Below are 12368 nucleotides of genomic sequence, written 5' to 3'. Positions count from 1 at the left end.
GTACGGCGCCGAAGCCACCGAGCGCGCCCGCGGAGGCCGAGGCGGGCCTGGTCGTCGCGGAGCCGGGGGAGCGGCGTCGGGTGCGCTACCGGCTGGACTCCGCGCCGATGAAGGTGGCACAGCAGTTCCTGGCCGCGCTCGCGCGCGACTGGGACGGACCACTGGCCGCCCTCCGCGACCGCCTCACGGCCACCGACTGACCACCGCGCACGGCAGGCGGCGTTCGGCGGTCTCCGCACGGCAGCCGATTGGGCGCCGCGCACGGCTGGCAGCGTTCGGTGGTCGCCGCCCAGCGGCCGGGTGAGCGGCGTGGATTTGTTGGCGGCGTTTGGTGGTCGCTGTACGTCGGCCGATTGGGCGCCGTGGATGGTTGGCGGCGTTCGGTGGTCGTTGCACGGCGCCCGATTGTGCGCCGCATACGGCTTGCGGCGGTCGGTGGTCGTCGCCCAGCGGCCGGTTGAGCTGCGTGGATTTTTGGCGGCGTTTGGTGGTCGCTGTACGTCGGCCGGTTGGGCGCCGTGGATTGTTGGCGGCGTTTGGTGGTCCTTGCATGGCGGCCGGTTGAGCGGCGTGCATGGTTGGCGGCGTTCGGGTGGTCAGCACGAAGGACCGTCTGGGCGGCGTGGATGGTTGGCGGCGTTCGGCGTGGTCGGCACAAAGGACCGCTCGGGCGGCACGGACAAGCGGCGTTGGGCGGTCGCCCGGAGGCAGGGACTGGTGACCGCGTTCATCGGTCGTCGCACGGCGGCCGACCACGCGGTGTCGTTGCCGCTCGGGTGGGCTCGAAACCGGACCCCCCGAACGGCGTCGGCGCCGGCGATCAGACTGCCACCGGTTCGAGATGGTTCGTAGCCAAACGGCTTGGGATCGGAGCGATCAGCTCCGCGACCGCCTATGTAGCAACCGAACAACGAAGATGGGGGAAAGCGAAATGGTTGACATCCTGCACCGGGTCGGCGTTGTGGCGCCGATCGATGAGGTCTACAACGCCGTGGCGACGGCCGAGGGCATCGCTGGGTGGTGGACCAACGACACCGTCGGCACGAGTGCCGTCGGGGAGAAGTTGGTGCTTCGGTTCGGGGACGTCGGTGGGTTCGATCTCGAGGTGCTCGAGCTCGACCCCGCCGGGCATGTGCGGTGGCGCGTCGTCGACGGGCCGGCCGAGTGGATCGGCACCGAGATCGACTGGCGGTTCGACCGGCGGGGCGAGTACACGATCGTCCTGTTCGGACACCACGGGTGGCAGGAGCCGGTCGAGTTCATGCACCACTGCAGCACCAAGTGGGCGTCGTTCCTGTTGAGCCTCAAGGAGTTCGCGGAGACCGGCCGCGGGCGGCCGGCTCCCAACGATCTTCGGATCGGCGACTGGCACTGACCACGGTCAGCTGACCGCCTGCTTGACGAGGGCCGCGAGGCGCTTCTCGTCGGCGGCGGTCAGCTTGGTCAGTGCGTACGACGTCGCCCACATGTTGCCCTCGTCCAGGTTCGCGTTGGCGTCGAAGCCGAACGTGGCGTAGCGCGACTTGAACTTCTGGGCCGGCTGGAAGAAGCAGATCAGCTTGCCGTCCTTGGCGTACGCGGGCATGCCGTACCACGTCTTCGGCGTCAACTCGGGCGCGGCCGTCATGACCAGCTTGTGGACGCGTTCGGCGAGCGCGCGGTCCGTGTCGGTCATCTCGGCGATCTTCGCGCGCAGCTCGGCCTCGCCGTCCGACTTGGCGGTCGCGCGCTTCAGCTCCTTGGCGCGCTCCTTCATCGCGTCGCGCTCCTCGGCGGTGAAGCCCTCGTAGTTGCTGCTGGCGCTCTTCTTGGCTGGCATGGCGTTTCCTTCGCTACCGTTCGTGACTGGCTTGATTCTCATGCTATGGAGCCGGGCCCGACGGCGGCTTCTTGAAACCTGACCACCTGCGTACGATCGACCGATGCCGAACTACGGCACCTGGATACGACGCAGCCGGGTCGCCTGGTTCGCCGCGGCGACCGCCGTCTGCCTGGCCGGGGCGGTCCTGGCCCTCCTCACACCCTGGTTCCTGCTGTTCCTCGTGCCCCTCGCGGTGTTCGGCTACATCACCGCGATCCTGGCGCTGACCGTCCACCGCCTCGGCCCGCGCGGCGGCGACTTCCAGCGCCGCATCCACGAGCTGATCGCCGCCAAGTCCGCGGCCGAGACCACCGCAACGGCCGCCGGCTGCAAGATCCTGGACGTCGGATGCGGCAGCGGCAGCCTCGTCGTCAAGCTCGCGAAGGCCCACCCCGGGAGCACCGTGACCGGCATCGACTCGTGGGGTGGCGACTGGGAGTACTCGCAGCGCCAGTGTGCGGAGAATGCCCGCATCGAGGGCGTCGCCGACCGCACCACGTTCGACCGCCAGAGCGCCGCCGCCATCGACTTCGGCGACGCGACCTTCGACGTCGTCGTCAGCTGCCTGACCTTCCACGAAATCCGCGAGGCCGCGCGCAAGACGGACGGCGTCACCGAGGCGCTGCGGGTGCTCCGGCCAGGCGGCCGCTACGTCTTCCTCGATCTCTTCGGCGACCGGGGAGTCTTCCCCGACGACCCGCGGGGAACGATCCCCGGCGAGTTCATCCCGCTCGACGACGCCATGGCGCTCAAGTTCCCGCTGAAGCACCCCAAGGTGCTCGGCCACGCCGTGCTTATCGTGGGTACGAAGCCGCCAGCCGGCCAAGCTCCTCCTGGTCCCAGCTGAACGAGCCGTCGCGCAGTGTCTCGAGGGTGCCGTCCACCCAGGCCAGCTCCGCGCGGGTCATCGCCTGCGCGTACTCGTCCTCGATCATGATGATCCGGGGGAGCGGTGCCGCCGCGCGCATCGCGGCGTCCAGCTCGGCGAGGCGCCGCGCGAGGTGGTCGCGGCGCCGGGCCAGCAGGTCCGTCACGACCGACGGCGTGAGCATCAGCAGGAACGACAGGGCCGCCGGGAACTCCGGGAACTCGTTGCGTGGCGTCGACACGATCTCGGCCAGCCACTGGCGCGTCGTCGCGCGACCGGCTTCGGTGATCTCGTAGGTCGTGCGCTCCGGGTAGCGCTCGTCGCGGTCCGTGCCGCTCGTCGTGATCAGGCCGGCATCCGCCAGCCGGTCGATCATCCGGTAGAGGCTCGCGCGCTGGCCGACGTTGACGACCTGGTCCTTGCCCCACTGCTTGATCAACCGCTGGATTCCGTACGGGTGCAGCGGTCCGTTCTCCAGCAGGCTCAGGATCGCCAGCGCCAGCGGCGAGCGGCGGAAGGGAGGAGTCGTCACAGGGGCCACATTACCTGAAAAGAAACTAGTTGCAATGCAACTAGGCGCCGTGCAACTATCGTGGGCATGACCCAGACGACAAGCAGCACCGCCGGCGCGGTGGAATCCCGCGACGGCACCCGGATCGGCTACTGGAAGACCGGCCACGGACCCGCGATCGTGCTGCTGCACGGCAGCATGCAGTCGGCCCGCAGCAACTCGATGCTGGCGGCCGCACTCGCCGACGACTTCACCGTCTACCTGCCCGACCGGCGCGGCCGCGGCCTGTCCGGCCCGCATAAGCCGGACCACGACCTCGCCACCGAGGTCGACGACCTGGCAGCCGTGGTCGAGGCGTCAGGCGCCGAGCGGGTCTACGGCGTCAGCGCCGGCGGCCTGGTCGTGCTCGAGGCGGCCCGCCGGCTGCCGGCGATCCGCAAGGTCGCCGCCTTCGAGCCGGCGCTGCTGACCGACGGCACCCGGCACACCGCCTGGTTGAGCCGCTTCGACGCCGAGCTGGCCCGCGGCGACGTGGCGGGCGCGCTCGTCACCAGCATGTACGGCCTGGAGCTGGCGCCGCCGTTCCTCAAGGTCATGCCGCGCCGGCTGGTCGCCGCGCTGACGGACAGGATGATGCGCAGCGAGGACCGCAAGGCCACGCCCGACGCCAGCACGATGCGCAAGCTCGCGCCGACCGTCCACCACGAGGGCGTGATCCTCGCCGAGCGGGCGGACTCCGTCGACCTCTTCGCCGACGTCAGGGCCGAGGTGCTGCTGATGGGCGGCGGCAAGGGCCTGCCGTTCCTCGCACCCGGCCGGGATGCGCTCGCGGCGCGGCTGCCGCACTGCCGGCGCGTCGAGTTCGCGGACCTCGCGCACGACGCTCCGTGCGACCCGGCCGGTCCGAGCCCGCGCGGTAAGGCGGACATGGTCGACCGGGTCGCACGCGAGATCCGCGCGTTCTTCTAGTCGAGGAACGAGTTGATCCACGCGAGCACGGGCGCCAGGTCGACGCGCGCCGCGTACGTCACGCCGGTGCAGTTGTTGTTGGTCACGAACGAGTTGACGGCCAGCACGGTGTCACCGCGCAGGATCGGCCCGCCCGAGTCGCCGAAGCACGTGCCGCCGCTCCCGCCGCCCGGGTTGGCCCGCAGCTTGAGGAACTCGTCGCCGGTGCGCTCCTGCCCACCGAAGACCTCGGACGGCGCGTACAGCCGGACCCGCGGCCCGGTCCACACGGGCTTGCCGCCACCGCGCTGGTTGACCTGCACGCCGTAGCCGACGATGGCGACGCCGGTGCCGTTGGCGAGCGTGTCGACCAGGTTGACGGAGGGCAGCTGACCGTAGCGGCTCACCACCGACGTCGGCACCGGCTCGGAGAGCACGATGAGCCCCACGTCGAAGTGCGCGAACTCGGGCAGGCCCGAACCACACGGCGAGTTGCAGTAGCCGGGGTACGTGTGCGGCGTGCCCTCGTACGACGTCGCGCCGCCGTTGGGGTACTCGGTGTTGCTCTGCACGTCCTCGGACAGCCACACCCGCGCGCGGACCGCGCCGTCGGTGCAGTGGCCGGCGACGAGGAACACCGTCGGTGTCAGCAGCGTGCCGCTGCACCGCCAGGTCGGCGCCGGCTGACCGTCCACCAGGGTGTCGAAGACCGCGAGGCCCACGTACGGGTGGCGGCCGTTGTCCGGCTGGCCGTTGGTCACCGCCTGTGCGGGCGCGGCGACCAGCAGCGTCGTGGCCACGACGGCCACTAGTGCGAGGAGTCGTTTCATAAGCACTGGTCCTTTCGCGTACGGCCGGGGGAGAGGAACCCCCTATCCGGCTCAGCGCCGCGGGGCCTGGCGGCGACACGCGAAATCGGCCCGTGAGGGTGAGGTCGAGGGTTTCCCCTCGCCCGGCTGGGGGCGCCGCGGGTGTGCGACGCCCCCGACCAGGTCAGTTGTCGTCGAGCGGGTCGCGCATCGTGCGCCCACCGACGCCGCAGTTCGGTGCCGACCAGAAGCGGCTCGGCCGGCCGTCGACGTGGGTGTGGTCGTTGTGGTCCGGGTAGCCCGGGCCGAGGATGCCGGCGAAGCCGTGGTTGCGCGCCGCCTGGGCGAGCGTGCACAGCGAGTGCGGGCTCGCGCCGAGATCGACCGCGTCGCCGTAGAGGTGCCGGCTGCTGGTCGCCCCGCCGACCGCGGCGTTGCAGGCCTGGCTGCGGAAGCCGCTGGTGACCCGGATCTGCAGGTCGCCGAGGGCGTGCCGCATCGCCTGAAGCTTCCACATGGAGACCAGCGCGTTGGCGCGGGCGGTGGCCGCGGAGACGTTGCCGCCGGCCCAGGTGCTGTTGCAGTTGTTCAGCTCGGCGTAGGAGAAGTTGACCGGGGTGCAGTCGTCGTCCTGCAGGGCGTACAGGCGGTTGAACGTGTTGGGGCCGGCGATGCCGTCGGCGGCCAGGCCGTACGCCTGCTGGAAGCGGATCACCGCCGAGCGGGTCGCGGGCCCGAACGCGCCGTCGATGCCGAGCACGGCGCCGCTGCCGGGGTAGCCGGCGACCCGGATCTGGAGTTGGCGAACGTCTTCGCCGGACATGCCCTGGGACAGCTGACGGCCCCAGGTGTAGCAGCCGTCGGCCTGCGCGGCCCCGGCGGTGACGACGAGGCCGACGGCGGTGGACGCGACGACCAGGGAGAGGGTGGCGAGGGTACGGGTGAGCATGCGGCGCAGCACGGGCGCCTCCCGTCAAGTCGGGGGTCAACATTGACGGATGGAAGTATCTCTATGACGGGTGGACACGTCAATAAGTGCCGGCAAACGGATTCGGCCCGGCGGAAACTTTCACCTACCGGATGCGGGGCAGTTTCTGCCGGGACACGAGCACGTCGTGGAACGGGTCGCCCTCGGTCGACAGTCGCTTGAGGATCGTGCGGATCGTGAACTTGTCGGGCCGCAGGCGCGGATCCTCGAGCTCGTCCCAGTGGATCGGCGCCGACACCGGCGCACCGGCGGCCGGGCGCGGGCTGTACGGCGCGACCAGCGTGTTGCCGATCGCGTTCTGGGTGTAGTCGAGCCGGGCCAGGCCCTCCCGCGCCGACTTCTCCCACTTCCAGCTGACCAGCTCGGGTGCCACCGCGCCGACCGACCGGGACAGCTTCTCGACCCACGCGCGCGTCGTCGCGTACGACGGGCCGCGCTCGATCGGGATCCAGATCTGGATGCCGCGCTTGCCGGTCAGCTTGGCCCGCGACAGCAGGCCGAGGTGGTCGAGCGCCTCGCGGTGCAGCTTCGCCAGGGTCACCAGGTCCTGCCACGACGTCTCGGTGCCCGGGTCGAGGTCGATCAGCGCGTACGTCGGCCTGTCCCGCTTGTCGATCTGGGAGGTCCAGGCGTGCCACTCCAACGCACCGAAGTTCGCGGCCCAGATCAGGGCCGCCGGCTCGTCGGCGACCAGATAGGTCTGTGACTCGCCCGGCGCGGCGTCCGGGTTGTCCCAGCGACCGAGCCAGTCGGGCGCGTGCTTCGGCAGTTCCTTCTGCCAGAACCCGCGTGTGCCGGCGCCGTCGGGATAGCGGTGCAGGTTGAGCGGGCGGCGGGCCAGGTAGGGGAGGATGGTCGGCCCGATCTGGGCCGTGTAGCGCAGCAGCTCCCGCTTGGTGATCGGCTTGCCGCGCCCCTTCGCCGGGAACAGCACCTTGTCGAGGTTGGTCACCCGCAGGTCGCGGCCGAAGACGTGCCAGGTGCCCTCGTCCTTCAGCCGAGCCAGCGCGCGCAGCTCGGCCGGGTCCGCCTCGGTCGCGGCTTCGGGCTTGAGGGCCAGGCTGGCCCGGTCGGGCGGCAGGTCCGACCGCCACATCCGGTCGGGGTCCGCCTTCACCTCGTCGTTCGTACGCCCGGACAGCACCGAGCGGGGATGCTTCTCCGGATCCCAGTCGGGCTTCGCGTACTCGTCCTTCTTGTGCAGCAGGATCCAGTCGTCGGCGCGCGTGCGTACGAAGACGAACCGGCCCTTGAGTTTCTCGCCGTGCAGGTCGGCGTGCAGCTCACCGTCCGCGATCGCCTTGGCCGGGTCCTCGTCGGCCGGCGGCTCCCACGTCCCGGTGTCCCAGACGATCACGTCGCCGCCGCCGTACTCGCCGGCCGGGATGACCCCCTCGAAGTCGATGTAGTCCATCGGGTGGTCCTCGACGTGGTACGCGCCGCGGCGCACCCCGGGCGTCAGCGTCGGTCCCTTCGGCACCGCCCAGCTCACCAGCACCCCGTCGACCTCGAGGCGCACGTCGTAGTGGAGGTTGCGGGCGCGGTGCCGCTGCACCACGAACCGCCGGCCGTCGGCCTGTTGCTCTTTCGCGGCGCCCGACGGCTCGGGCGTCCTGCCGAAGTCCCGCTTACGCCGGTACGGCGCCAGCTTCTCCTTGGAAGTCTTCCTCGGGGCCGCCACCGTCTACCGTCGCCGCCATTTGGGGCCGGCGGTGCGCCCGACCATCCACGTCATCGCGGCCAGGGCGGCGCACACCCCGAGCGCGGCCACGCCGGGCCGGTCCCAGGTGATCAGCAACAGGGGCGTGAGGGCGACCAGGGCGACGATGATCACGAGCGGCACGATGAGCCGGGTCCACTGCCGTCGTCGCCCCCGCATCCGTCTGGCGAACCGCGGATCCTCGGCCGCCAGGTGGCGTTCGATCTCGGCCAAGCGCTGCCGGTCGCCCTGACTGAGCACGGCCATCGCCTCCGTACACACCCTCGTCGTGCCGTATACCGCGCCCATACCCCGGCATGCCGGCCTTCATGCCAACCGGTCCGGATAGGGTCGCGGCGTGCCTTCCCTAGCCACACCCGCGGTCCCGTCCGGTGCGATGGCCGCGGCAGCTCAGCCTTCGATCGACGCGAACGGTGTCCGGTTACGGCCGTGGCGTCCGGATGACCGCGAGGTGGTGCTGGCCGCGTACGCGGACCCGGCGATCCAGCGTTGGCACGCCCGTTCGATGACCGCCCTCGAAGCCGACGCCTGGATCGCGTCGTGGCCCGGGCGGTGGAGCGGGGAGAGCGGTGCCGGCTTCGCGGTCGAGCTGTCCGGTGCCGTCGTCGGGCAGATCAGCCTGCGCCGGATCGACCTCGCCGAAGGGCTGGCCGAGGTGTCGTACTGGGTGCTGCCGACCGCCCGGGGTGCCGGCGTCGCCGGTCGGGCGCTGGGTGCGCTGACCGACTGGTCGTTCGGGTCGCTGGGCCTGCACCGGATCGAGGTGTGCCACTCGACGGCGAACCCGGCCTCCTGCGCGGTCGCATCGCGCGCCGGCTTCGCGCTGGAGGGCACGAAACGCGGCGAGGCGAAGCATGCCGACGGCTGGCACGACATGCACCTGCACGCGCGCCTCGCCACGGACTAGTCCGGCCGCTACGCAGCCCTGGCGAGCAGGTCGCCGAGGTCGGAGCGCCGGTAGAGGACCGATCGGCCGTGTCTGGCGCTGACCAGCAGCCCGCCCGCCTGCAACGCCCGCAGGTGCTGGTTGACGGCGGTGGTGGTGACGCCGAGGCGGGCGGCGAGCTCGGTCGAGGAACTGGGCGTGCCCAGTTGGACGAGCAGGCCGGCCCGGGTGGCGCCGAGCAGGCCGCGCAGGGCGTCGGGGGCCGGCAGCGGCTGTGGCTCCCAGAGCGTGGCCACTCCGCGCGCGCTGTAGAGGATCATCGGCGGCTCGGCGGGCGAGATGGGTGTCGAGGCGTTGGTCGTCCACAGTGTCGGCACGAGCGTGAGGCCGCCGGTGGTCGTGGTCGTGTAGTCGAGGTTCGATCGCAGTTTGACCTCGACCGCGTTGCCGACGAGCCGGACGGTGCTCGACAGCTCGGCGAACATCGTCGCGAGCCCGTGCTGGGCGATGTGCCGGCCGCGGAAGGTGACGTCGCCTTCGAGCAGGGCGCGCATCCGCGCCCAGTGCGGTTCGAAACAAAGCCGCCAGTACGCGGTGAGCGCGTCGATGATCCGGGTGAGGACCCGCGGGGCCGGGCCACGCAGCGGGGCGGGCAGTGGCCCGCCGTGCACGGCCCGCAGGTCTCGCCGGACGACGGCGGGGTCGGTGTCGGCCAGGCCCGCCAACTCGTCGTCGATGCGGGTCAGCGGCGAGTAGGGGCGCGGGTTGAGGAAGTCGGGCGTCCAGAGTCGGGCGTTGGTCAGCGCGAGCAGCAGGGCAGCGTCGAGGCTGTCACGGACGTCGTCCAACGCGTGCAGCCAGCGCAGGTGCAGCGGGAACCGTCCTGGATCGCGCCAGGCGCGCAGCGAGAGAACCAGTTCGTTCAGCGGGGACACGGCGAAGCGGACATCAGCCAGGTCCAACCCGACCAGCTCGTACCGGACCATGAAGCAGGAGACTACATCAATAGTCGTGGCGGCCGGTCGCTGCGAGAACTGTCGGTGTGTACCTTGCCGATCCCGTCGCCCGCGCGCTGACCTGGGCGACCGTGGCCGCCTCCCTGTCCAAGGGAGTCTTCTTCAGCGTCAGCGTCCTGTTCTTCACGCGAGTTGCCGGCTTCACCGCGGCCACCGTCGGCTACGGCTTGACGATCGCCGGCGCGGCGGCCGTCGGCGCCGCGCTGGGTGCGGGCTACCTGGCGCGTACGTTCGGAGCGCGCAGGGTGCTGCTCGCCGTGACCGTCGGCCAGGGCCTGGCGCTGGCCGCGTACCTGGTGGTGCGTACGCCGTCCGCCTTCGTGCTCGTCGCGTGCGCCGCGGTCGCGCAGCAGGCCATGCAGCGCACCGCGTTGGCGACGATGATCGCGGAGTCGTTCACCGGGCCGGACCGCGTCGAGGTGCGCGCCCGGCTGCGCGTGGTCACCAACGTCTCCATCGCCGCGGGAACCGCCCTGGCGGCCGTCGCGCTCGCGATCGGCACGACAGCCGCGTACGTGGTGGCGATGCTCGCGACATCCGCGCTGCTGCTGGTCTCCGCGCTACCCCTGAGCCGGGTGCGCGGCGTGGCCGAGCCTGCCGACCGCCCGCGGAGCCGGTCGGTCGGCCGATCGCCGTTCGTCGACCGCACCTATCTGGCCGCGACCGGCCTCTACGCCGTCATGACCATGCAGTTCGGCATGTTGACGGTCGGTGTGCCGCTCTGGGTCGCCGGTTGGACCGACGCGCCGACGGTCACCGTGCCCGCGCTCCTGGCCCTGAACACCGTCATCGTGTCCTTGCTGCAGGTCTGGGCGGCGCGGGGTGCGAACACCCTCCACTCGGCCGGGCGCGCGGTCGCCCGGGCCGGCACGCTGCTCGCGGTGGCCTGTGGGCTGTACGCGACGGCCGCCCACGGCGCTGTCGCGGTCATGATCCTGGTGCTGGCGCTCGCGACCGTCGCGCACAGCTTCGCCGAGATCCTCGCCGAGGCCGGCGGCTGGACGCTCGCCTTCAAGCTCGCCGACCCGGCCAACGCCGGCGCCTACCAGGGTGTCAACCAGACGGGCATGGCCGTGGGCACCATGCTCGCACCACTGGTCGTCACCGCGACCGCGATCGAGCACGGCGCGGCCGGATGGGCCGCGCTGGCCGCGCTGTTTCTGGTCACCGGGCTGGCGACCCGGGTGCTCGCCCGGCACCGACCCGCCGCCCGGCTCGACCACGCGTACTAGCCGCCGCGGGTGTATTTCAGGAGCCGTTCCTGATGCACGGGGTACGGCGTGGCGGTGGGCGGCGCCTGGCCGTCGCGGACGGCAGTGGCGACCGCGACCGCCGCGTCGAGGGCGGCGCGGTAGGGCAGTGAGCCGGTGCTGACCCGGCGGATGCCGAGATCGGCCAGGTGCGGCAGGGTCAGCTCGGGGATCACCAGCACGTTGACCGGCACCGGGACGTTGACCGCCAGCTCGCGCAGCTCGGCGGGCTTGGTGACGCCGGGCACGAAGAAGCCGTCGGCGCCGGCCTCGACGTAGGCCGCGGCGCGCTCGAGGACTGCCGAAAGGGTGGCGTCCTGGCGGACCCAGTAGTTGTCGGCGCGGGCGTTGACGTACACGTCGGGATTGCGGGCCTTGACGGCGGCGACCTTCGCGGCGTGTGCGCTCGGTTCGATCAGCCGGCCATCGGTGCTGTCCTCGATGTTGACGCCGGCCACGCCGAGGCTCGCGACGTACTCGGCGACCTCGTCCGGGTCGTCGGAGTAGCCGTCCTCGACGTCGACCGAGATGAACACCGGCAGGGGCGCGAGCGCGTGGGCGAGCGCCCGGGTGGCGTCGCGGGTGTTGCCGCGGCCGTCCGGAAGGCCGCCGGCGGCCGCGACGCCGAAGCTGGTGGTGCCGACGGCGGGGAAACCGGCCTCGAAGAACGCGATCGCCGAGGACACGTCCCAGGCGTTGGGCAGCAGCAGCGGGAGCGCGCCGTCGTGCAGCTCGCGGAACGTCATGCCTGACGCTATCGCCGATGACCGTCGGGCGCGGCGGCATTGACCGGCAGCCACCCTCCCGAAAATCGCTGTCCGGCTGCCGGCGCCGCCTGGTAGACAGCTGGCGTGTACAACGATCTTGGGTTCGACGACCTGCTCCGGCTGATCGACGCTCGGTCGACGGCCTTCCGCGCCGCGGTCGCCGCCGCGCCCAGCCTCGACACGAAGGTGCCGACCTGCCCTGACTGGACGCTGCGCGACCTGGTGCGGCACCTGGGCGAGGGGCGCCACAAGTGGGCCGCGTTCGTCGCCGCGGGACCCGCCGCCGCTCCGGCGGCCTGGAGCGCGCCGGCCGCGCCCGAGGACCGCACGGCGCTGCTGGCCTGGCTGGCCTCGGCGACCGAGCGCCTGCTGGACGCGCTGCGGGAGGCCGGCCCGGAGCGTGGTTGCTGGTCGTGGTGGGGTGACTCGCAGTCGCCGCAGACCAGCGGCGCCGTCGCCCGGCACCAGCTCCAGGAGCTCGCGGTGCACACCTACGACGCCCAGGTCGCGGTGGGCGCGCCGCAGCCGCTGCCGGCCGACGTGGCCCTCGACGGTGTCGAGGAGTTCCTGGTCACCTGCGTCGCGACGACGGTGGCCTGGCCGCACGAACCCGCCGTCATCGACTACCACGCCACCGAGGGCCGCTCCTGGCGCATCCGCCTCTCCGCCTCCGGCGCCCGGATCGACACCCTGCCCGCCGACGACGCCGGGTTCGACGCCCTGACCGCCGACGGCGCTGGGTTC

The 12368-nt window shown here is 71.7% G+C and carries 14 protein-coding genes and 1 pseudogene; 7 read left to right on the top strand and 8 right to left on the bottom strand.

Annotation, left to right across the window (positions count from 1 at the left end; translation table 11 throughout):
• Positions 1-200 (top strand): annotated as a pseudogene (locus tag AB0H87_RS28405) (hypothetical protein); the annotation flags it as partial.
• A gap of 731 nt (positions 201-931) precedes the next feature.
• Positions 932-1375 (top strand): SRPBCC domain-containing protein, encoded by a 444-nt coding sequence (locus AB0H87_RS28400; protein WP_360152078.1) that lies wholly within the window; start codon positions 932-934, stop codon positions 1373-1375.
• A gap of 6 nt (positions 1376-1381) precedes the next feature.
• Here AB0H87_RS28400 and AB0H87_RS28395 read toward each other — a convergent pair whose 3' ends face one another.
• Positions 1382-1819, bottom strand: coding sequence for a DUF1801 domain-containing protein (locus AB0H87_RS28395; RefSeq protein ID WP_360152075.1), 438 nt, complete (start codon positions 1817-1819; stop codon positions 1382-1384).
• A gap of 103 nt (positions 1820-1922) precedes the next feature.
• On the opposite strand from AB0H87_RS28395, the gene AB0H87_RS28390 reads away from it, so the two are divergent.
• Positions 1923-2708, top strand: coding sequence for a class I SAM-dependent methyltransferase (locus tag AB0H87_RS28390; protein ID WP_360152072.1), 786 nt, complete (start codon positions 1923-1925; stop codon positions 2706-2708).
• Here the strand turns inward: AB0H87_RS28390 and AB0H87_RS28385 are convergent.
• Positions 2656-3261 carry a PadR family transcriptional regulator gene (locus tag AB0H87_RS28385; RefSeq protein ID WP_360152069.1) on the bottom strand — a complete coding sequence of 202 codons (606 nt, stop codon included), beginning with the start codon at positions 3259-3261 and terminating at the stop codon, positions 2656-2658. The genes AB0H87_RS28390 and AB0H87_RS28385 overlap by 53 nt on opposite strands.
• A gap of 66 nt (positions 3262-3327) precedes the next feature.
• On the opposite strand from AB0H87_RS28385, the gene AB0H87_RS28380 reads away from it, so the two are divergent.
• Complete coding sequence (locus tag AB0H87_RS28380) at positions 3328-4209, top strand: alpha/beta fold hydrolase (RefSeq protein WP_360152066.1); 882 nt, start codon at positions 3328-3330, stop codon at positions 4207-4209.
• Here AB0H87_RS28380 and AB0H87_RS28375 read toward each other — a convergent pair.
• The 4 genes from AB0H87_RS28375 to AB0H87_RS28360 all read right to left on the bottom strand — a co-directional run bounded on the left by AB0H87_RS28375 (position 4206) and on the right by AB0H87_RS28360 (position 7951).
• Entirely contained in the window at positions 4206-5018 is an 813-nt protein-coding gene (locus AB0H87_RS28375) for a trypsin-like serine protease (protein ID WP_360152063.1), read from the bottom strand. The two genes, AB0H87_RS28380 and AB0H87_RS28375, sit on opposite strands and share 4 nt — an antisense overlap.
• Before the next feature lie 163 nt (positions 5019-5181).
• A complete protein-coding gene (locus tag AB0H87_RS28370) occupies positions 5182-5955 on the bottom strand; it encodes a D-Ala-D-Ala carboxypeptidase family metallohydrolase (protein ID WP_360152081.1) in 774 nt (257 codons plus the stop codon).
• Positions 5956-6070: 115 nt separating this feature from the next.
• The gene (gene ligD / locus AB0H87_RS28365) at positions 6071-7666 is read right to left on the bottom strand and encodes a non-homologous end-joining DNA ligase (protein ID WP_360152060.1); all 1596 of its coding nucleotides are present in this window, start codon (positions 7664-7666) and stop codon (positions 6071-6073) included.
• Positions 7667-7669: 3 nt separating this feature from the next.
• Positions 7670-7951 carry a DUF3040 domain-containing protein gene (locus tag AB0H87_RS28360; protein WP_360152057.1) on the bottom strand — a complete coding sequence of 94 codons (282 nt, stop codon included), beginning with the start codon at positions 7949-7951 and terminating at the stop codon, positions 7670-7672.
• Between the two features lie 91 nt (positions 7952-8042).
• Between AB0H87_RS28360 and AB0H87_RS28355 the strand changes: the two genes are divergently transcribed.
• Positions 8043-8612: a GNAT family N-acetyltransferase gene (locus AB0H87_RS28355; protein WP_360152054.1), complete on the top strand. Its 570-nt coding sequence runs from the start codon at positions 8043-8045 to the stop codon at positions 8610-8612.
• 8 nt (positions 8613-8620) lie between these two features.
• Here AB0H87_RS28355 and AB0H87_RS28350 read toward each other — a convergent pair whose 3' ends face one another.
• Positions 8621-9577: a winged helix-turn-helix domain-containing protein gene (locus AB0H87_RS28350; RefSeq protein ID WP_360152051.1), complete on the bottom strand. Its 957-nt coding sequence runs from the start codon at positions 9575-9577 to the stop codon at positions 8621-8623.
• Positions 9578-9633: 56 nt separating this feature from the next.
• Between AB0H87_RS28350 and AB0H87_RS28345 the strand changes: the two genes are divergently transcribed.
• Positions 9634-10839 carry an MFS transporter gene (locus AB0H87_RS28345; protein WP_360152048.1) on the top strand — a complete coding sequence of 402 codons (1206 nt, stop codon included), beginning with the start codon at positions 9634-9636 and terminating at the stop codon, positions 10837-10839.
• On the opposite strand, the gene AB0H87_RS28340 is transcribed toward AB0H87_RS28345, so the two are convergent.
• Positions 10836-11603, bottom strand: coding sequence for an isocitrate lyase/phosphoenolpyruvate mutase family protein (locus tag AB0H87_RS28340; RefSeq protein WP_360152045.1), 768 nt, complete (start codon positions 11601-11603; stop codon positions 10836-10838). The two genes, AB0H87_RS28345 and AB0H87_RS28340, sit on opposite strands and share 4 nt — an antisense overlap.
• Before the next feature lie 105 nt (positions 11604-11708).
• Between AB0H87_RS28340 and AB0H87_RS28335 the strand changes: the two genes are divergently transcribed.
• Positions 11709-12368, top strand: a 660-nt coding sequence (locus tag AB0H87_RS28335; protein WP_360152042.1) for a maleylpyruvate isomerase family mycothiol-dependent enzyme, incomplete at its 3' end; no start/stop codon positions are given.

It is taken from the genome of Asanoa sp. NPDC050611 (genome assembly GCF_040654855.1).
Lineage (GTDB): Bacteria > Actinomycetota > Actinomycetes > Mycobacteriales > Micromonosporaceae > Asanoa.
The sequence above is the reverse complement of the archived record's forward strand: the minus strand, read 5'-3'. Positions and strand labels throughout refer to the sequence as shown.

Bases quoted from the DNA above. Each gene is read 5' to 3' on its own strand.
- AB0H87_RS28400 (WP_360152078.1), top strand. From the start codon at position 932: ATGGTTGACATCCTGCACCGGGTCGGCGTTGTGGCGCCGATCGATGAG.
- AB0H87_RS28395 (WP_360152075.1), bottom strand. From the start codon at position 1,819: ATGCCAGCCAAGAAGAGCGCCAGCAGCAACTACGAGGGCTTCACCGCC.
- AB0H87_RS28390 (WP_360152072.1), top strand. From the start codon at position 1,923: ATGCCGAACTACGGCACCTGGATACGACGCAGCCGGGTCGCCTGGTTC.
- AB0H87_RS28380 (WP_360152066.1), top strand. From the start codon at position 3,328: ATGACCCAGACGACAAGCAGCACCGCCGGCGCGGTGGAATCCCGCGAC.
- AB0H87_RS28375 (WP_360152063.1), bottom strand. From the start codon at position 5,018: ATGAAACGACTCCTCGCACTAGTGGCCGTCGTGGCCACGACGCTGCTG.
- AB0H87_RS28360 (WP_360152057.1), bottom strand. From the start codon at position 7,951: ATGGCCGTGCTCAGTCAGGGCGACCGGCAGCGCTTGGCCGAGATCGAA.
- AB0H87_RS28350 (WP_360152051.1), bottom strand. From the start codon at position 9,577: ATGGTCCGGTACGAGCTGGTCGGGTTGGACCTGGCTGATGTCCGCTTC.
- AB0H87_RS28340 (WP_360152045.1), bottom strand. From the start codon at position 11,603: ATGACGTTCCGCGAGCTGCACGACGGCGCGCTCCCGCTGCTGCTGCCC.